Source organism: Nocardia jejuensis NBRC 103114, assembly GCF_001613145.1.
GTDB classification, from domain to species: domain Bacteria; phylum Actinomycetota; class Actinomycetes; order Mycobacteriales; family Mycobacteriaceae; genus Nocardia; species Nocardia jejuensis.
Genome location: NZ_BDBU01000019.1, coordinates 1 through 18,112, shown reverse-complemented (window position 1 = coordinate 18,112; position 18,112 = coordinate 1). Strand labels below are relative to the sequence as shown.

Below are 18,112 nucleotides of genomic sequence, written 5' to 3'. Positions count from 1 at the left end.
TGTTGAAGGCAGTCAGGCGGTTTCAGGGTTGGTTGGCGGCGATTTCCTCACACGCGCGGCATCCGGGGACGACGGGAGACGGGATCTGGGAGATCGGAGTGATGTCGATCAAGGCTTGTGGACGTTCTCCGTCCAGGACCCGGGTCCAACGCGCGTCCAGCAGAATAGGTTCGCCGTCGGGGCTGAACCGGACGTTGACGCGGGAGGTGACGGTGTCCACGACGCCGGCTGCCAGAGAGAAGCACGCGTTCGCGACTTCGATGTGATCGTCGTCGGTGAAGATCGGATTGTGGTGGCGCCACGCGACCAGGGGGGAATTCGGGGCGCACATGAACTCGTGGATGAACCCCGTGATCAGGTCCGCGAGGGCCAGGACATGGCCTGGTGGGACAGGCATGTGACGGATCGCGGCCAGGGTCAGGTCCGGACGGCCGGGGTTCGCGGTGCCGGTGATGTCCGCGACAACCGCGCGCACGCGGCGTTCCCCGTTGACCACGGTGGGGCGGGCGGCGAGGAAGATATCGTGTTTCTGCCCGGTCTCGTCGGTGGTGGTTGCGATGCCAGACCATTGATCGGTCGGTGTAGCGAGATTGGTCATGTTGAACAATGCCAAGAACCCCGAGCGGTCCTCGAGATGGTCCAGGGCGGCGAGCATTTCGGTGATGGTGTGCCCTGTGAGGGCATCTCCATGGCGGGTGCGCAGGAGGAATTGGGCGGCGGGGGAGGCCGAGACGAGTCCGGACGCGTCCCATTCGACCGCGCCGATGATCGGTATCCTCGGCAAGGGCTCGTTGATCTTGCCAACCCACATCGCGACCGCGTGGACGGCGCCGAACGGGCCCAGCACAGGTACAGCGATCATATGGTGCACGTGGTCGGTGCGGTCGTGGAAGTACTTGTCGTGTGTGGCTCCGTCGGTGGTGACCTCGTTGACCAGAGGTTCGATGCAGTGCGCGGCGGAGCCGTTGCGGGCAATACTCGAGCGTGCAAGCCGCGAGAACCTTCGAGGGTTGGACCCATCCAGGATCAGCGAAGCGTTGGCCGGCCCGTCCATGGTGTCGATCACGATCCATTGCCAGGCAGTGGTGGGTGGCTCGGGCGTGAGGCTTTTGGCAGCCGGGCCCGCGACGGGTGAGGTGGTGTTGGTGTTGTTGGACGGTCGCATGGCGCGCTTTCCTCTACGGTTTCAAGATTGCCCAGGGTTCGGGTTCCATGTGCTGGCACTGGCAGCGGAGGCGTAGATCAACATAGGCGGTTCCCTCGGTTGGGTGGTGTCGGAAATCCGATCAGCGACGTGTACTCGGCGCGGTTGGCCGGTATGTGGGGGTGATCTGGATGTAGTTAGCGACGCCACCAGGGGAAACCGCCCAGCGCACGATCAGTACAGCACCGTCAGGTTGTGGCGTCAATCACCTCAGCTACATAAAAAGCGACTGTGTGAACAGCAATGATTCGTTTTTCGGCGTCGATAAGCGAGGTTCAGCGAATGTCCAGCATCATCGAGGGGTTGTCGCTCGATCAGCTCCCGCACGCGCGGAGCCGGATCCCGATCCTGGGCGATATCGCCAGCGTGGACCGGCGCCGGCCCACCCAGCACGAACTCGAGCTCTCACGCACCCTCGGCCCGATCTTCGAACGCAAACTCCTGAACTCGCGCGTGATCGTGGTGGCCGGGGCGCGGCTGGCCGCGCAGGCGTGTGAGGAGAGTTCGTGGGCGCGGTGTCTGGCGGGGCCGGGGGAGGTGCTGCGCGAGATCGTGCCGAGCGGGTTGTTCACGGCGCGGTCGCGGGATCCGTTGTGGGGCATGGCGCATCGCATCCTCACCCCCGGTTTCAGCCAGGGCGCGATGCGTACCTATCACGAGGCCATGAGCGGCGTGGCCGACGACCTGATCGCGGACTGGGCCACGGCCGCGGGCGGGCGGATCGACGTGCACGCCTCGATGACCGCCGTGACCCTGGAAGTGATCGCGCGCGCGGCATTCGGCAAACCCTTTGGGCTGCTCGGGGATCCGCCCGAGACCGGCACGGATGCGCGGTGGTTCGTCCAGGCGCTGGCTCGGATCCTGCGGTGGGCCTCGGATCAGACCAACGATCTGCCGGTGGTGGGGGCGGTGCGCACCCGTTTGCAAGCGGCCCGTATCCGTCGGGACATCACCGCGGCGCGCGGGTTCGTCGACGAGCTGGTGCGCGAGCGCCGCGCGAGCGGTGACACCAGCACTTCGGATCTGCTCGGGTTGATGGTGACCGCGACCGATCCCGAGACGGGAAAGCCGTTGCCGGACAGCAACATCAGCGACCAACTGTTGACCTTCCTGGTGGCCGGGCACGAGACGACCGCAGCTCTGCTGGAGGCGTCGCTGCACTACCTCGCTGCCGACCCGGGACTCCAGTCGGGCCTGCGAGAGCAGATCACCGCGCGCGGGGGCTGGGACTACGACGCGGTCGCGGGCATGCGCGGAGTCCGCAACGTCCTGAACGAAACCCTGCGCCTGCACCCGCCGGTGCCGGGTCTGTTCCGGGTCGCGCGCGCGGACTGCATGCTCGGGGACTACCGGATCCCGAAGGGCCGAGCGGTGTTCGTGCTGTCCCTCGCGGCGCAACGCGACCCGGAGGTGTGGGGGCCGGACGCGGAAGTCTTCGATCCCGAACGTTTTATAGCTAATAATCAGCGATTGTTTCCGGATCGGTGGTTCAAACCGTTCGGATCAGGGCCTCGAGCGTGCATCGGGATGGCATTCGCCCTGCATGAGGCGACGCTTCTGCTGGCGCGTCTGACTGACAGCTATGATCTGGCACACGTTGTCGGTGTCCAGGCACGCGAGGTCACCCCGGCGCTGGGACTGTATGAGCGGGGGAGTTTGCGACCGGAGCCGTATGCGCTCCTCGCGACCCGCCGTTGAGTTCCTGCGAGCGGAAGGAAAATTCTTGACCTGGTATTTCGTCGAGTCTCTGGCGCGCGCCTCGGAGCCGATGACGATCATCAACAAGAACGGCGCGCCTCGGGAATGGATCTCGCTACGGTCTCTGCACCGACACGAAGCGGTGGACCTGGACGAGCTGCTGGAACAGGTCCGCAACTCGCGCAGCGGCGAGGCGGTGCAGCAGGTCGTGCGCGGGCGCGACGGCACCGACCGCCTGATCCGGGTCGTGCCTGTCCTGGGGCCCGAGGGGGACGTGTACGGGATGCACGTGTGGATCGGGGGCCTCGAGGACGAGCCGACCCCGCACCGTCCGGCCGCCGGCATGTGTTTTCACCTGGACACCCTCCAAGCGCAGCTCACCGAGGAATCGTGGGCGATGTCGAATCTGCCCGAGGATGCCGGGTACCACGCGACCACCCTGTCGCCGGCGGAGATGTTCCGCCGTGTGGTGCGTTATGACGCGCTGCCGGAGGTGATCGCACTCGGGATAGGGCCGGATCCGGCCGCGATCCACGACGCCACCTTCACGGTGCTGCACAACGACGGGCATTTGATGTTGTGGCAGGCCGCCGCGCGTGGGCGCGCGGACGAGCAGCACACCGGAATGCGCGGGCTGAATCTGGACATCACCGATTTCCAGGCCCCGCCGATCAGCCCGCTCGAGGCATTGGGCCTCAATACCGAACGCCCGGGCAGTGATGGTCCAGCCGCGGCGTTGCTGGCGTCCACCGAGTCGATCGATCGGCCGGTGATCACGCAGTGGATCGGTCCGGCGCCGAAGTGGATCGATTGGGAGCGTGAGACCGGCGACACCGTGATGTTCCATCCGCAGGATTGGGCGCGGATCCGCGAAACTTTTACAACCCTGGAAGGCGAACAGGAACACACCCTCACCTGCCGGGTTCGTGGGTTCACCGAGTCCGGGTGGCAGCCGGTGCAGATGTGCTCGCGCCGGTATCCGGGTGAGGTGGGTGCGAACCTGCATGTGGTGCGGATCAGCAAAACCGAGTGACTACCACGGCGGCCGGGACGAACAGTCGTCCCGGCCGTGAGTCGGTGGCGGTCGCTTCCGATATCCCCTTGGATGGTTGAACGAGATGGGCTGGGTCCCAAAATTTTCCCTAACAAACACTGGTGGTGGCAGAAAAGGTGACGTTGCCGAACCAGACGGTGTCGGAGAAGGTCGCGGACTCGAACCCGGCGGTGTCGCGCTGGCGGCGGTACGCGATCACCAACGCGACCACACCACCGCCACCGGCCGCGACTGTCAACGCGATCCGGGTGACATCGATACCGCCGACGGTCTTGGCTGGATCCACTGTGGTGATCGCACGCAGCACCTTGAACGCGAGGACCGCGACGGCCAAGCCGCCGAACAGCGCCAGTACGACCGACGGCAGCGCCGATCCGTCCGATGAAGCGACCAATTGCCTTGTTGCGCTTGCGCACCCACACGAGTATCGCTCGATTGTGCTCGCACCTTGTCCCGACGCGCCCTGGTTTTCTCTGACGGTCTAAGGTCCCGGAAGTGGCGGCGCCGCCTACCTAGCGACCAGCACGATGATATCAAGACCGGTTCCGAGGCCGATTCATCCAGCGAATCGCGCTGCCGTGCAACGGATCTTGGAAGCGGTCCTTCAGAGAACGAAGGTTACAGACTCTGACTGCGCAGTTGGGTAAGGATCTTGCGGGAGGTCAGGGTGTCGGGGTGCTCGACGCCCAGCAGCCGTTCGCGGTCAGTGACCGTCTGCTCGAACAGGGTGATTGCTTCGTCGAGACGACCCGCCGCCCTGTACATGTAGGCGAGGTTGTTGCGGGAAGTGAGGGTGCCGGGGTGCTCGATGCCCAGGATCCGTTCACAGTCGGTGAGGTTCCGCTCGAACAGGGTGATTGCTTCGTTGAGACGACCCGCCGCCCCGTACATGTAGGCGAGGCTGTTGCGGGAGGTCAAGGTGTGGGGGTGCTCGACGCCCAGGATCCGTTCGCGGTCGGCGAGGTTCTGCTCGAGCAAGATGGTCGCTTCGTCGAGACGACGCGCTGCCTGGTACGTGTGCGCGAGGTCGTTGCGCGAGGTCAGAGTGTTGGGGTGCTCGACGCCCAGGAGCCGTTCACAGTCGGTGAGGTTCTGCTCGGACAAGGTGATTGCTTCGTCGAGACGGCCTGCCGCCGCGTACGTGGATGCGAGGCTGTTGCGGGCAGTGAGAGTGTGGGGGTGCTCGACGCCCAGAATCCGTTCGCGGTCAGTGACCGTCTGCTCGAACAGGGTGATTGCTTCGTCGAGACGACCCGCCGCCCCGTACGTATAGGCGAGGTTGTTGCGGGAAGTGAGAGTGTGGGGGTGCTCGACGCCCAGGATCCGTTCGCGGTCGGCGAGGTTCTGCTCGAGCAAGATGGTCGCCTCGTCGAGACGACCCGCTGCCTGGTATGTATGCGCGAGGTCGTTGCGGGCAGTCAAGGTTCTGGGCTGCTCCGGCCCGAAGATCCGCTCACAGCTGGCGAGGGCGCGTTCCGCGTATTCGATGGCGCGCGCGGTCGCACCTTGGCCGCTGAGGAGCTGGACTGCGACCACGAGAATGTTCGTAGTGATGATGGTGTCTTCGGTGGTGTGGGCGATCAGAGCAGCGATGTGCGGCAACAGGATTCGCACAGCGGGCCAGTCGACGAGGGTTTCGGGCTCTGACAGCACGTCGCGCAGCGTCGTGCTCGCTCGATCGTGGGATCGCTCGATCAGTGCTGGTGTGCGCTGCGGGTCTTGAGGGTCGGGAGTTCGTGCGACCGCCTGCACCAGCCGGTGGACCGACACGGTCGCCATCGTGGGGTCGAGCGTGATCATGCTGTAGGCGGCGAGAGCACCCAATGCCGTATGCAGAGCGGGAGGCTCGGCCAAACCGTCGAGCAGTGTGAATGGGATGGCCTCGGGTGCGTACCATGCCACGGCGCGCAGAACTTCCGCGGCCGCTGGGTATTTGATGATGATTCGATCCATAGTCACCCGCCAGATCCGGGCGATCGTGCGTTCGGACTTGGTGTGCTCGCCCCCGTGCTGGTACATCTGGGCCGGATACCGCGCGAGCAATGCGAGATAGGCGACCGGGGTGAGCGTGTTCTGTTCCAAGTACGCGCCGACTTGCTCGATCGCCAGGGGCAGATACCCAAGTTCGTGGCACAACTCGACTGCACCCTTGAGCGTGCGTTCCTTGGTCCCTCCGCCGGTGACTATGTCGTGCAGTAGGGCGCGCGATTCCACGGGGTCCAGTACACCGAGATGCACAACAGTAGCTCCGGTGCGCGCCCACCCTGTTCCTAAGCGGCTGGTGAGCACGATCCGTCCGCTGCGTGCACGGGCCAGGACCTCCTCGATGTGGGTGGGGTCCTCGACGTTGTCCAGCACCAACAACCACCCCGAATGGGTCGCCAACCATTGCAGCGCGCGGTCGGTTAGCTGCTCCTCGGTCAGTACCCGCGCCACTGCCGGCTGCAGTGCCGCCGCGAGTTTCGCCAGACCCTGCTGCACTCGAGCGGGATCCTCGGCGGTGATCCACCACATTGGGGTGAGCCCGTGCGCACGAGTGTGCGCCCATCGGGTCACCAGGGTGGTTTTCCCGATCCCGCCCAACCCATGCACCGCCTGCACCAAGACCGGCCCGGTGACCGCCAGCGCGGTGTCCAGGCGTGCGAGTTCGTGTTCGCGGCCCACGAAATGCCCCGAATCCGCCGGCAGGTTGCTGATACCGGGTACAGCGTCGACCTCGGCGATCGGTCTGAAGGCATCTGGCGGCAGGACAATGGCCTGAGCGTTGTCACCGACGAGCACAGCACCGACCACCGACTCCGGGCCGATCGCGACCGACTGCGCTCCCTCTGCGTGCGTCGTCGGCCGGAGGGTGAACTCGCGCTGCTTCTCACTCTCGCGACGACGGCGACCGAACCAGCTCACGTCATCGGCCTGGTTTCAGGAGATATCGCCGGCGGAAATGCTTTCAGCAGTGCCCTCGAACGCCACGGACCCGTCCCCGGACGCGGTCACCGAACCCGGTGCAGGGTTCACCGGCGGCGCGGTCGGTGCCGGGCCTGGCGTCGGGCTGGCGATGTTCCCGCCTCGGATCGGGCCGGTGACAGTGCCGGTCGCGGCCACAGTGCCACGCCCTGACGCATCGATCGTGCGGTGCGGGTTGGTACTGGATTGGCGCAGGAACTGCCACAGTGAGCAGGCGAACCCGACTGCGGTCAACCCAGCCACGACCAGCCACCACCACCATCGCGCGTCGCCGCCGGTGGCCATATTCACCGCCACCGCGGTCCCAGTGGACACTACTGCCACCACTGCTGTTGGCATCGCGACCTTTGTCAGCACCGCTCCTGTCGAAGCCACTGTGTTCCTCCCTCACGCGGACACCGAATCCCGCCTGTCACAAGGCTAGCCACGGCGCAGCGCCAGCGGACGACGAAATCAATCCTCGTGCCGATCGTTTTAGAGACAATGTGGTCGAGAACCTCGACACCGCGCCGCGCCCGTGTCGTGGTGCGCGCGATCAGTGCTTGGATAAGGAAGTGATCGACTTCCTCAAGTCCAACATGGGAATCTTCACCACAGCCACTCTGGGACTGGTCTTCCAGCTCGTCGGCGTCGTGCTAGTGGTACGAGACTTGATGCGAGCGCACGGCACTGCCCGTCGGTTCACAAAGAGAATGAACCTCATCGAGAAGGCCCATCAGGACCTACAGGACGATTCGATGCAAGTTGCCCGGGAGCGCACCCAAGGCGATGACGAGGCGTGGGCCACGATGATTCGCCCGGCGGTTGAAATTGACCTACGTGCACGGAAAGTCGAGCTGGTGACGCAGCAGATCATCACCTATCTGCTGTCCGAAATACGGGTTCCGAACCGTTGGAAAACGTGGATCGGCCCAGCTTCGCTCCTGCTAGGTGTTGCACTCGCCTACACGGCTTCCATGCTTTCCATACGCTGATCGTCGTCAGTGCTTCTGCCGCCCGCCCGCGGCCCGTAGAACGCGGCAGCCGATGCAACGGTGCCGAAATCCGGCGAAATATCACGACGCCGCCTTCAGGACTGCTCAGAAATGGAGAGAGCCACCTTGCCCCTCGGTCGCGGCGGTTCGGCCGAAGTGGGCGGCCTCGTCGGGCGGTGTCGGCCGCGATCTGGACGGGATAGTCCTTGAGCGCGGCCACGCTGCGCCGGATCACACTCTGGTTTGGTCCCTCACAAGGACAGACCTCGGTCAACACGTTTCAGCATCACGCGCACCCGCGCCGGATGTCGAGGATCGACTGATCCGCACCCGCGCGGTCCCGAAATCCGGTGTCGGTGGCAAAGTTTCGGGACAGGCCGATTTTCTGGCTGTAGGTGCCCGGCGTGCCGTGCGGGCGTGCGCGGATTTCCTGGCGTTGACCGGCCCGAAGAAAATACGTCACGGTTTGCCCTGTTGTGTGGGCGTAATTTTGGGTTTAGTCTGATCTCACTCGAAACGAGGCAACGATTCAGCGAATCGGATAAGCCCTCAGCACGAGCAGTCCAGGGACTGTGTTGGCAGCCCTGAAGGTGTAGCTGGATCCGCTTCGGCGGTGGTGCGAGAAATCGCTTCCAGCTCTCATTCCTTCATCAGATCCCCTCCACCGGGTCTTGTCGGTGTGTGTGCGGGGATCGCCGCCACCCTCGCCCCAAAAGGGGGTCCCTGTCATGACTTCTTCTGCGCCAACCCTTGCCAGCAACTCCATGGTCACCCGGCCTGTCCGCCAGCAGGCACGGGTAGCCCGGTGGTCCCGCCTGAGTCTGCCAACCTCGAGGCAGCGCGTCGGCGGGACCACTCGGGCACACAACTCCTCAACAGTGTTGGCGCACAGAGGAATGCGTATTCCTGATCGCTCTCGCGGGGCCTTCGCCGTGGGAGTCGCTGATGCCGGGCCACAAGTTGGTTCCCGCCGATTCGATGTGGCCCGGCTACGCGAACAACTCCTGTCCCGTGAACGCGATATCGCGGAGCTCACCGGGCAGATCGCCACGCTGACACAGCAATTGGACGACTGCCTGGACCGCGAGGCGATGTACGTGTTCGATGCGCGCCGCGAATGCCTCACCAGCGCTGCGTGTCTGGAGCGGTTCGCGCTCCCGCGTGCGCAGCACCCGATCGTCCAGGACGCCACGCTCCCTCATGGGCTCGACGCGGCTGGAACCGAACTCCCGGCGCATCTCGCGCCTGTCTCGGTTCGCCCGCACGCGTGGGATGTCCTGGTCACCCGGCCCGCATCGCGGGTCCGGAGGCGTGGACAGACCCGCACCGCAGCGCACACCTCGGCCGCTGCGGTGCGGGTCGCCACCCGTATCCCGATGCACGACTCGCGCCGGATCGCCGCCCGGGTCCTGGCCTTGATGATCACGGACCTGTACGCGGGGCTGCGGGTATGGCTCACCCTCGCTACCGCCCCGGTCGTGTTGTGGGCGGCGGCGAAATGTACTGCGCCACCAGCGCACACCCCTCACCTCGGGGGTGCGCGGTGAGTGCGCGCGTGCTGGCTGCCCTGGCGGCCGAGGACGCATGGGTCATCGCTGCATTGCGCTGGTACGCCGCGTACCGCGAGCTCGCTGAGCTTTCCGAACTCGATTCGGTCCAGCCGAGGCGGCGGTCCGCGCCCCCGGCTCTGGTGGAAAGGGAAATCCGATGAGCAGCAAGATCTTCAGCCGCAAAGTGGTCCTGATGGTGGGGGCGTGGCCCGCGCTGCTGGCGGTCGCCGCCGGTGTCGCTACAGCGGCTCCCGGACAGCCGGGTGTGGTCGCTCCGGGCACGGGCCAACCCGGCGCGAGTGTGGCCCCAGCAGCTCCCGTGGCTCCGGTCGCTCCGGTGGCGCCGCAGTCCTCACCGGGTGCGCAGCTCGCGGACTGGGTACCCGAGCCCGAACAGGTGTTGCCCGTGCCGTCGCGGCCGCGCCCGCAGCAGCAGACCCAGCCACAGCAGCAATACGTCGCACCGCAGCAACAGCAGTACGTCGCGCCCAAACCACAACAGCAGCAGTATGTGGCCCCGAAACCGCAGCAGCAGTACGTGGCTCCGCAGATCCAGGAAGAAGAGCCTGAGACCGTGATCGAGGAGGCGCCGGTCGTGGTGCCGGTCGGTCCGCACACCCTGCGCGTGGGCAACGGCACGATGGCGCTGCCGGGCGAGGTGGACGTGCGTACCCGCGACAAGGCCCAGTCGTACATCGATCTGGCCGAATGGAACCTCGCGGCCGCCGGAGACGGAATCGGGCTGCCCAGCAACGAGAGTGACCGCCTGGCCGCCGGTGCGATCGGGGGCGCGGTGATCGGCGCTCCGGCCGGTGCGGCGCTGGCCGCCCCGGTGGGCGCGGTCGGTGGTTGCGGTGCGGGCGCGGTGGTCGGCGCGATCGCCGGTGGCCTGATCGGCGGAATCCCTACCGCCGGTGCGATGGCCGTGCCCGGTGCGTTGATCGGTGCCGCGGTCGGGTGTGGTGTCGGTGGTGTCGGAGGCGGGCTCGGCGCGGCCGCCGCCGGTGGTGTCGCGGGCAGTCTGGCCGGCGCGGGCACCGGTGCGGTGATCGGCGGCGCGGACCGCGAGGTCGCCCTGCCCGCGGATGTCCCCCCGCTCGTGGACGCCCCTGCTGCGCAGGCACCGGCCTACGAAGCCCCGGCTGTGGAGGTAGCGGATCTGGCGCCGATCGTGGAAGTCGCTGCCCCGGTGGCGGATCCGATGCCCATCGAGGAGATCGCGGCACCGATTATCCCGGTCGCCGCCGAGGTGACCGAGCAGGTCGTGACCTTCGTCGAGGATGTCGCGGCCGCTGATCCCGGCCTGGCCGGCGTCGTGGATTCGTTCACGAACGCGGTCGCCGATATCCCGCCTGTGGCTCCGGAGCAGTTCGGGGCGTGGGCCGATCCGATCAACGACGCCTGGCCGCTGTGCAGGCCGCGGTCGGCAACTGAGCTTCGCAACCCGTACTCGAGGTGACGTGATGACTGATTCCTGGCGTAACTGGCTCCCGGACACCGATATCGCGGACAGTGCCGCGACGATCGCCGAGCACGAACCGTTCATCGACGACGACCCGCTTCTGGAGATCAAGCTCGCGGTGCGAGACCGCGCCCGTACCGGCGCCTCGCGCAAGAAGTTCCTGCGCACCGGTGGCGCGATCGCAGCGGTGGCGGCGCTGATCGCGGGCGCGGCGATAGGGCTGACCTCGATACAGAACGGTGACTCCCATGCTGCGGCCCCCGCGTCGGCGGCCACGACACCTGCCACGGCCGCCCCCGTGTGGTGTGCTGAATCTCGTTCGGCCGCAGTCGTTGTCGGCAACGGCAAAGGCCGCACCCCGGGCCCTGGAGTCACGGGCCCGGATCTGATCCTGAACCAGCAGTGGCAGTGGTACGTCGCGCGCAACGCCGATGCCTCCCGCGCGGTCCTGGCCGCTGATGCCCAAGCCGCCGATCCGGAGCTCGCGCGCGCCGCGGTCGCGGCGGTCCCGGCCGGGACGAAGCATTGCGTCACGATCACCGCCCTCGCGCCGGAGAAGTTCGACGTGCAGATCGATGAGAAGCACGGGGACGGCACGAGCGCGCATTGGCAGCAGACCGTCACTACTGCGGTGCAGGACGGGCGCACCGTGATCACCTCCATCACCGCCGGGGGTGCGGCATGAAAATCGACTTGTCCCCACTTGCCGCTGGTGCCGAGGTGCCGCCGCTGCTGGCCACGCCCGCTACCCCCGGTGCGCCGACGGACATGGTCCCGGTTGCGCACGGGGTGAAGAACCTTCTGCGCACCGGTGTCCCGGCCACGGTCGTGCTCGGCTCGGGTGGGGGAGTCGGCGTCACGACCACCGTGTTGGGTGTGGCGGCCGCGATCGGGACCCACCCCGACACCGACCGTGAAGCGGTCGCGGTCGATGCCACCGCGTGGGGCGGGGACCTGGCGCGGCGCGGCGCGGACAGCGCGGTCACGGTCTCGACCTTGCAGGCGTGGCTGGGGACTCCGCAGCCGGGACTGCCCTCGGCGGTCGCGGCGTGCACCGGCCGCTCCTCGACCGGGGTGCGGATCCTCGCGCGCGCGAGTGAGCCACTGCCGCAAGGGCATTCGTTCGTGTCGGTTGCTCGCCTCCTCGAGGAATCGGGTTCGGTCGCGGTCTACGACGGCGGCGGCCACGTCGCGAACCGTTTGATCGCGCCGCTGATCGAGGATCCGCGCCTGGGCCTGGCCCTGGTTGTCTCCGCGTCCCCGGCCTCGCTCAACAGCCTCAATCACTCGCTGTCGTGGCTGTTGAACCAGTACGGCGAATGGCTGATCAACCGTGTCGTGGTGGTCGTGAACCACCAGTTCCCGGGTGGTTCCGCCGCGGCTGTGGCGCATGTGCGCACGCATCTGGCGCGGTGGGTCCGCGCCGTGGTGGAGATCCCGTACGACCGCGCACTCGCGGCCGGGGGGCCGCTGATCTGGGAGCGCTTCGAGCGCGCGACCCGCACCGCTTATCGCCTCGCCATGGGAGAACTGCAATGACACACACCCACCTGCGCGCGCTCGCCCTCGGCGCGGCCGCCGTCGTGACCACCTCGCTGGGCACCGTGGTCCTCGCACACGCCGAACCCGATGCCGGCAGCTGCCCGGCCGTGTACGCGCTCGGGGTGCAGGGCACGGGTGAATCGTCTCCGGACGCGGCCCCGACCAGCGACACCGGCATGCTGTCGCAGTTGTTCACCCCGTTCCTGGCCGACGCCCAGGCCGCGAAAGTGCCGGTCGCGCGCGAATACATCCCGTACGAAGCGTCCTTCGGCGGCATGGGCTCCAGCACCGACACCACCGCCTACACCAAGTCGATCACCGATGGTCTGGCCTCGCTCACCAGCAAGGCCGAACAGGTCATCTCCTCGTGCTCCAGCACGCGGTTGGCGCTGGCCGGTTATTCGCAAGGCGCGCATGTGGTCTCGATGCTCGCGCAGAAGATCGGCGCCGGTTCCACCTCGATTCCCGCGGATCGTGTGGCGGGGGTCGCGTTGTTCGGCGATCCGACCCGCGGCCAATCGGCGAACCTGTTCCCCGGGTCGAGTAAATCGGCTCCGGATCCGGTGCCCGGCACCTCCGGGCACGCGGTGTCCGGCGTCGAAGCCGCCACCGTCGCGACCGCCTCGGGCAGCGGGATCGCTCCCGAGCGCGATATCGCGACCAGCTACGGCTCCCTGACCGGCCGTGTCGCGTCGTTCTGCTCCTCGGGTGACCTGAGCTGCGATGCTCCCGACAACGCGGCGCTGCTGCGCACGGTCGCGAACGTGGCGGGTCAAGTCGAGATCGGCGGGGATCCGATCAAGGCGATCTCCTCGATCACCCAAGCCCTCGCGCTGACCGGGATCAAGGCCGCGACCGGGCTGGTGAACGACAACCTCCAAGGCACGTCCCTGGCCAACCTGAGCCTGAACTCGGGCAAGAGCATCTCCAAAACCCTTGCCGAGGCGTCGGATCCGCGGACCGAGCTCGATATCAACGCCTCGCTCAAGGCCCTGTTGAAGGTCGGCACCATCGCGATCAACGCGATCTCCACCGTGGTCAAGACCGTGTTCACCCCGGCCAACATCGCCGAGATCGCCACCGCCGGGCTCGCGAATCCGATTGCCGGGCTGGCGTTGTTCGGCACGAAGCTCGTCAGCGCGATCCCGCAGTTGATCCCACCGGCGACCGCGTCCTCGTGGATCCAGTCCGCGTTCACCGAGGTCGTGAACAACATCCAGGACAACCGCGACCTGCTCAACGCCTCCACCTGGACCAAGTACTCCGATGTGCTGGCCCGGCACGGCTCGTATCAGGTCGATGCGATCAGCGCCGACGGCAAATCCGCGGTGCGGTGGGTGGCGGACTGGTTCGCGGCCGCGGCCGCCGACATCGCCGGAGTCCCCGCCGCTGCGGCCCCCGCACCGAGCACCTTCACACCGGGACAACCCGAAATCCCTGCCGCCAGTGGCGAACCCGCTCCTGGCGCGAACTGAACCCTCGTTCTATTCCTTCGACTGCCCGAAAGGGGAGGTGGACCCGATGGTGGCTCACAACAACCCGCGCACCGAGGTCTGGTCATGACCGCCACCCTCGACACCTCACTCGCTGCGGTGACACCGGGCGGCAAGACCGCGCGATTGGCGAAGGCCCGCACCCGCAGCCTCGACTTCTCCGCGCTGCCTCCGGCAGAGGGCCGCCGGGCCGGGGTCTGGTGCAAGCCGGTCACCTTCGAAGGCACGCGGCCGCCGTTGCTGTGGCTGTTGGGCGCGCACGGCGGTGCCGGGGTGTCATCGCTGGCGCGCCAGATCGCCCCCGCAGCGGACTGCGAGCGCGAATGGCCCGCCGTGCTCGGCGACGAGTCCCCGTTCGTGGTCCTGGTCGCCCGCGAAAGCATCCAAGGCTTGACCCGCGCGCATGACCTGTTGCGCCAATACCACTGCGGCCAAGCCGGACCCGGCCGCGTGATCCTGCTGGGTTTGGTGACCGTGGCATTTCAGCCCGGGACGATGCCGGCGGCGATTCGCCGCTACCGCAACGTGGTCGCCGATCTGGTGCCCCCCGGCGCGCTGTGGCGGGTGCAGTGGCAGCGCGGGTGGCCCTTGAGCCCCCTCGAGGACCTGCCTGTGTGGACGCCGGGCAGCGAACGCCCGGCCAAGGGCCGCGACCCCCTTGCCGGGGTGCGTGAGCTCGGCGAGGAGTTGCTCGCCACGATCACCGCCCTGCTGGGCGGCACCGAATCCGCGAATCCGTCAGGAGCGCACTCATGATCACCGAACACTTTTCGACCGTCGTCCTCGCCGTGGAAAACCTCGACCCTGTGGCGCCGCCGGGATCGGGTGCGTTGCGCACGATCGGCAGCTACATCAAATACCTCGCCTACTTCGCTGCTCTGGTCGGAATCGTGTACGGCGGAGGCCGTTTCGCGGTCGAGAAATGGAACGGCGGCTCGGTCGAGTCCCCGAAGATCATCGCCGCCTGCCTGGTCGGTGGCGCGGTGATCGCGGTCGCGACCCCGCTGCTGGAAGCGGTCATCACCGCGGCGGGATCCTGAGATGGACGTGGCCGGGGAGGTGAAAACCCTCCCGAGCGAGGTGAGCGAGCCGCTGATGACGCTGCTGGGCTACCTGCTGTGGATGGCTGATTTCCTCTGCCTGATCTGGCTGATCGTCGGAGCGTGCCGGTATTTCGCGCTCAAGCACTCCACGGTCGAAACCTACGCCGAAGCCCACAACGGCATCGGCCGCACGCTGATCGCCGCCGTGCTGGCCACGGTGTCGATGACGGTCGCGGCCACGGTCCTGACCCAAGTCTGACCACAGCGTCTGACCGCCCTTTTTCGCGCTCGGGACCGAATAGAGCACACCCCCTTTATAGAGAGGAATCGCGATGCGCACCCCAGTCCTACTCGCGCTCACCGCGGCCGTGCTCACGGCGACCGCAGCGTGCACCAGCACACCCCACCACGACACCCCCGCCCCTGCCGGGCCCGCGCCGGCCGATCCGGGGCGCGCTCCCGCGCAGGTGCGGTGGGAGCCCTGGCAGGGAGTTGCCTTGCCCTACAGCACCATCGACGGCCCGAAGTTGGTGGCCGGTGCGGCGGCGGGGTTCTCCCGTACCCCGCAGGGTGCGGCGTTGGCGGCGATCCAGCACTCGATCCGCACCAGCTTGTCCCCGGACGGCTTCTGGGCAGCGGTGGCAGCGAAATCGTTGGTCTCGGGCCCGGGCAAGGACGCGTACGTGCTGGCCCGCGCGCAGGTGTCGATCAGCGGGCCCGCCGATCCGAAGGCACGCCCGTCGATCCTGGGTTACCGGATCGAGGACTGGAACCTCGATCACACCACGCTGACGGTGTTCACCCGCTACCCCGATTCGTCCGAGGCCGCCCTGCACCACGAGGTGGACTGGCTCGCCGGGGATTGGAAACTTCAACTCCCGGACCCGGATTCGCCGACTGCGCCGGTGGAAGAGATCTCCGCGACTCCGGCGGACATGGTCGCGATGGCGGCGCCGCGATGAGCACTACTCCCGAACCTCAGAAGAACACCGGCGACGGCGGGCGGAGCTCGCTGACTCTGGTCCTGGCCGTCGGCGTGCTGGTGCTGATCCTCGTCGGATCGCTCGGTGTCTGGTTGATGAACCGCGATGCGGATTCCGATACCGCGAATACTCCCGCGTCGTCCGAGGTGGGTTCCCCGGCCGCGGGTGGCCCGGCCCCGACCGGGTTCGCCGCTCCGGACGTGGATGCGCTCGGGCGTCGTGTCGATATCCCGAACAACAAGTACGGGCAGCCCCTCGCGCAGACGCGGGGGCCGCTGACGGCGGCGGATCCGAACTGGCTGACCGCTGCGCCGGTCCTGCCCGAACAGGGCGGCTGGCAGCGCGTTTTCAACGTTTCGGTGCCGTTCTCGACCTCCGACGGCCCGACCGCGCTGGTGGACAACATCCCGACCGGCTACTCCCACACCCCGCAGGGGGCGGCGTTGGCGGCGGTGTACGCGTCGTGGCAAGCAGTGGCACGCCCGGGAGATTGGTCCGTGCGTGAGCACATGCAGGTCTTGAGCGACAGCGATCACGACGAGTTCGATCGGATGAAGGCCACCGGCAAAGTCCCCGACTTGGCTCCGGCAGCGGCAACCAAATGGCTAGTAGCCCCCGATGCCTTCCAGATCGAATCCTGGTCTGCAAGCGGCGATTTGTGTGTCCTCCGAGTCGCGACGAAAAAGGAGCCCGATGTCAAGGGATCGCCACAATGGCTGTCCTCCCAGCTGGTCATGGTGTGGGACGGGAACTGGCGGCTTCGACTGGCCAAGGACGGCGCAATCCCGAAGGCCACGATCAATTCCCTAACGGGGTGGACGACATGGTGACCCACTCTCGAAACACCGCCCGTCGTGTCCTGTTCGCTATATCTGTGGTCGTCCTGGCCGTATTCGCGCCTGCTGCAACAGCGTTCGCTGATCCGGACGGCAGCGGCGGTGGGACCTATGGTTTCAACGACACGTGCGAGCAGATTCAGGACAACCTCGACGAACTCCCTTCGCTCCCCGGCCTGCCCAGCTTCGGTGACCTCGGAGGAGGCGTCTGCAAGCTCGGCAACGTAGTTACCCACCCTGGCGACGCGGTGGAGGCCGTGGCGAACAAGGCGTGGGACACGACCTTCGGCAAGGCGGTGAACTCGCTGCTCGAAGGCTTGGGCGAGGGCTTGATCTTGTCGTTGACGTGGTGGACGAAGCTTCCGACCTCCACCACGGTCTCGAACACGGGACTGTTCTCCACGATCAACTCCTACACCTTCCAGCTGCAGATCCTCGTGCTGGCCGCGTCGCTGATCATGTGCGCGATCCGGCTCGCGTTCGCGCACCGCAGCGCGGCCGCCGAACAAGCCACCGAGTCCTTCCGGGTGCTGGCGCGGGCGATCTTCGCCTCGGCGATGTTCGCCACGATGCTGACCCTGGGCACGCAAGCCTCGGATTCCTTCGCGGACTGGGTGATCGACACCTCCACCGACGGCAACGCCAAGGGTGTGGCGGAGGCGATGATGCAAACCCAGGCCTTGACCGCGTTGAGTCCGGGTCTGGTGTTCATCATCGTGTTGATCGGCATGATCGGCGCGCTGATGCAGGCGATCTTCGCGGTCGTGCGCCAAGCACTGCTGGTGGTCGTGGTCGGGGTGCTGCCGTTGGCGGCCGCGAGCTCGGGTACGCACATGGGCCGCCAATTCCATGACCGGCTCTTGGCGTGGTCGATCGCGTTCGTGCTCTACAAGCCGTGTGCGGCACTGATTTACATGATCGCGTTCACCACCTCGGGGCCGAGCGCGCAATCGATCACCCAATCCCTGTCCGACGGGCAAACCCCCTCGACCGAGCAAGGCCAGCAGATGCTGGTGGGGATCGTGCTGCTGTGCAGTGCGGCCCTCGTGCTTCCGGCGCTGATGCGGCTGATCACGCCGTTGACCTCGCTGGGCGGTGGGATCTCGGGTGCGTCGGCCGCGACGGCGATGCTGGGGGCGGCGACCTCGATGGGCCGGGGTGCCTCGGGCGCGAAATCGACTCCGGCAGGCAATGTCTCACGCTCGGGCGGCCGCACTGGCGGTGGCGGCGCTGCGGGCGGAGGATCTGGTGGCGGTCGTGGCGGGGCGGGCACGGGTGCTCGTTCGGCTCCGCCGCCTCCGCCACCTGC

Annotated in this window: 18 protein-coding genes; 14 read left to right on the top strand and 4 right to left on the bottom strand. The window is 67.0% G+C overall.

Translation table 11 applies throughout. From position 1 onward, the window contains the following. Window positions 1-22: 22 nt before the first annotated feature. The gene (locus NJ1_RS15540) at window positions 23-1,165 is read right to left on the bottom strand and encodes a GAF domain-containing protein (protein ID WP_067694075.1); all 1,143 of its coding nucleotides are present in this window, start codon (window positions 1,163-1,165) and stop codon (window positions 23-25) included. 321 nt (window positions 1,166-1,486) lie between these two features. Between NJ1_RS15540 and NJ1_RS15535 the strand changes: the two genes are divergently transcribed. Together NJ1_RS15535 and NJ1_RS15530 are read left to right on the top strand one after the other, a co-directional pair. Beyond that, window positions 1,487-2,902, top strand: a complete 1,416-nt coding sequence (locus tag NJ1_RS15535) for a cytochrome P450 (RefSeq protein ID WP_067694072.1) — start codon at window positions 1,487-1,489, stop codon at window positions 2,900-2,902. Between the two features lie 25 nt (window positions 2,903-2,927). After that, entirely contained in the window at window positions 2,928-3,935 is a 1,008-nt protein-coding gene (locus NJ1_RS15530) for a GAF domain-containing protein (RefSeq protein WP_157573980.1), read from the top strand. A gap of 109 nt (window positions 3,936-4,044) precedes the next feature. Here the strand turns inward: NJ1_RS15530 and NJ1_RS15525 are convergent, their stop codons facing one another. From NJ1_RS15525 to NJ1_RS15515, 3 genes are all read right to left on the bottom strand, one after another. Continuing rightward, window positions 4,045-4,350, bottom strand: coding sequence for a hypothetical protein (locus NJ1_RS15525; RefSeq protein ID WP_067694067.1), 306 nt, complete (start codon window positions 4,348-4,350; stop codon window positions 4,045-4,047). A gap of 224 nt (window positions 4,351-4,574) precedes the next feature. Next, window positions 4,575-6,860, bottom strand: coding sequence for an FxSxx-COOH system tetratricopeptide repeat protein (gene fxsT / locus NJ1_RS15520; RefSeq protein ID WP_067694065.1), 2,286 nt, complete (start codon window positions 6,858-6,860; stop codon window positions 4,575-4,577). 15 nt (window positions 6,861-6,875) lie between these two features. Continuing rightward, window positions 6,876-7,235: a hypothetical protein gene (locus NJ1_RS15515; RefSeq protein WP_157573979.1), complete on the bottom strand. Its 360-nt coding sequence runs from the start codon at window positions 7,233-7,235 to the stop codon at window positions 6,876-6,878. Between the two features lie 170 nt (window positions 7,236-7,405). Here NJ1_RS15515 and NJ1_RS15510 point away from each other — a divergent pair, with 170 nt between their 5' ends. From NJ1_RS15510 to NJ1_RS39025, 12 genes are all read left to right on the top strand, one after another. Then, window positions 7,406-7,894, top strand: a complete 489-nt coding sequence (locus tag NJ1_RS15510; RefSeq protein WP_067694056.1) for a hypothetical protein — start codon at window positions 7,406-7,408, stop codon at window positions 7,892-7,894. Window positions 7,895-8,874: 980 nt separating this feature from the next. After that, window positions 8,875-9,441: a hypothetical protein gene (locus NJ1_RS15505; RefSeq protein ID WP_067694053.1), complete on the top strand. Its 567-nt coding sequence runs from the start codon at window positions 8,875-8,877 to the stop codon at window positions 9,439-9,441. A 160-nt stretch (window positions 9,442-9,601) separates the two neighbouring features. Continuing rightward, window positions 9,602-10,903, top strand: a complete 1,302-nt coding sequence (locus NJ1_RS15500; RefSeq protein ID WP_067694050.1) for a hypothetical protein — start codon at window positions 9,602-9,604, stop codon at window positions 10,901-10,903. A 4-nt stretch (window positions 10,904-10,907) separates the two neighbouring features. Next, window positions 10,908-11,591 carry a DUF8176 domain-containing protein gene (locus NJ1_RS15495; RefSeq protein ID WP_157573978.1) on the top strand — a complete coding sequence of 228 codons (684 nt, stop codon included), beginning with the start codon at window positions 10,908-10,910 and terminating at the stop codon, window positions 11,589-11,591. Further along, a complete protein-coding gene (locus tag NJ1_RS39715) occupies window positions 11,588-12,445 on the top strand; it encodes a hypothetical protein (RefSeq protein ID WP_169813144.1) in 858 nt (285 codons plus the stop codon). The genes NJ1_RS15495 and NJ1_RS39715 overlap by 4 nt, the downstream gene beginning before the upstream one ends. After that, window positions 12,442-13,923 carry a cutinase family protein gene (locus NJ1_RS15485; RefSeq protein ID WP_067694041.1) on the top strand — a complete coding sequence of 494 codons (1,482 nt, stop codon included), beginning with the start codon at window positions 12,442-12,444 and terminating at the stop codon, window positions 13,921-13,923. The genes NJ1_RS39715 and NJ1_RS15485 overlap by 4 nt, the downstream gene beginning before the upstream one ends. 84 nt (window positions 13,924-14,007) lie before the next feature. After that, window positions 14,008-14,697, top strand: a complete 690-nt coding sequence (locus tag NJ1_RS15480; RefSeq protein WP_245717399.1) for a hypothetical protein — start codon at window positions 14,008-14,010, stop codon at window positions 14,695-14,697. Further along, complete coding sequence (locus NJ1_RS15475) at window positions 14,694-14,981, top strand: hypothetical protein (RefSeq protein ID WP_067694038.1); 288 nt, start codon at window positions 14,694-14,696, stop codon at window positions 14,979-14,981. The genes NJ1_RS15480 and NJ1_RS15475 overlap by 4 nt, the downstream gene beginning before the upstream one ends. A gap of 1 nt (window position 14,982) precedes the next feature. Next, window positions 14,983-15,243, top strand: coding sequence for a hypothetical protein (locus NJ1_RS15470; protein ID WP_067694035.1), 261 nt, complete (start codon window positions 14,983-14,985; stop codon window positions 15,241-15,243). 73 nt (window positions 15,244-15,316) lie between these two features. Next, window positions 15,317-15,946: a DUF8175 domain-containg protein gene (locus NJ1_RS15465; RefSeq protein WP_067694032.1), complete on the top strand. Its 630-nt coding sequence runs from the start codon at window positions 15,317-15,319 to the stop codon at window positions 15,944-15,946. Beyond that, the gene (locus tag NJ1_RS15460) at window positions 15,943-16,797 is read left to right on the top strand and encodes a DUF8175 domain-containg protein (RefSeq protein WP_067694030.1); all 855 of its coding nucleotides are present in this window, start codon (window positions 15,943-15,945) and stop codon (window positions 16,795-16,797) included. The genes NJ1_RS15465 and NJ1_RS15460 overlap by 4 nt, the downstream gene beginning before the upstream one ends. A 44-nt stretch (window positions 16,798-16,841) precedes the next feature. Beyond that, window positions 16,842-18,112, top strand: a 1,271-nt coding sequence (locus NJ1_RS39025) for a TrbL/VirB6 family protein (protein ID WP_067694026.1), incomplete at its 3' end; no start/stop codon positions are given.

Excerpts from the sequence above, each read along its gene's own strand:
- NJ1_RS15540 (WP_067694075.1), bottom strand. The coding sequence starts at position 1,165 with ATGCGACCGTCCAACAACACCAACACCACCTCACCCGTCGCGGGCCCG.
- NJ1_RS15535 (WP_067694072.1), top strand. The coding sequence starts at position 1,487 with ATGTCCAGCATCATCGAGGGGTTGTCGCTCGATCAGCTCCCGCACGCG.
- NJ1_RS15470 (WP_067694035.1), top strand. The coding sequence starts at position 14,983 with ATGGACGTGGCCGGGGAGGTGAAAACCCTCCCGAGCGAGGTGAGCGAG.
- NJ1_RS15460 (WP_067694030.1), top strand. The coding sequence starts at position 15,943 with ATGAGCACTACTCCCGAACCTCAGAAGAACACCGGCGACGGCGGGCGG.
- NJ1_RS15485 (WP_067694041.1), top strand. The coding sequence starts at position 12,442 with ATGACACACACCCACCTGCGCGCGCTCGCCCTCGGCGCGGCCGCCGTC.
- NJ1_RS39715 (WP_169813144.1), top strand. The coding sequence starts at position 11,588 with ATGAAAATCGACTTGTCCCCACTTGCCGCTGGTGCCGAGGTGCCGCCG.
- NJ1_RS15495 (WP_157573978.1), top strand. The coding sequence starts at position 10,908 with ATGACTGATTCCTGGCGTAACTGGCTCCCGGACACCGATATCGCGGAC.
- NJ1_RS15465 (WP_067694032.1), top strand. The coding sequence starts at position 15,317 with ATGCGCACCCCAGTCCTACTCGCGCTCACCGCGGCCGTGCTCACGGCG.
- NJ1_RS15475 (WP_067694038.1), top strand. The coding sequence starts at position 14,694 with ATGATCACCGAACACTTTTCGACCGTCGTCCTCGCCGTGGAAAACCTC.
- NJ1_RS15500 (WP_067694050.1), top strand. The coding sequence starts at position 9,602 with ATGAGCAGCAAGATCTTCAGCCGCAAAGTGGTCCTGATGGTGGGGGCG.
- NJ1_RS15480 (WP_245717399.1), top strand. The coding sequence starts at position 14,008 with ATGACCGCCACCCTCGACACCTCACTCGCTGCGGTGACACCGGGCGGC.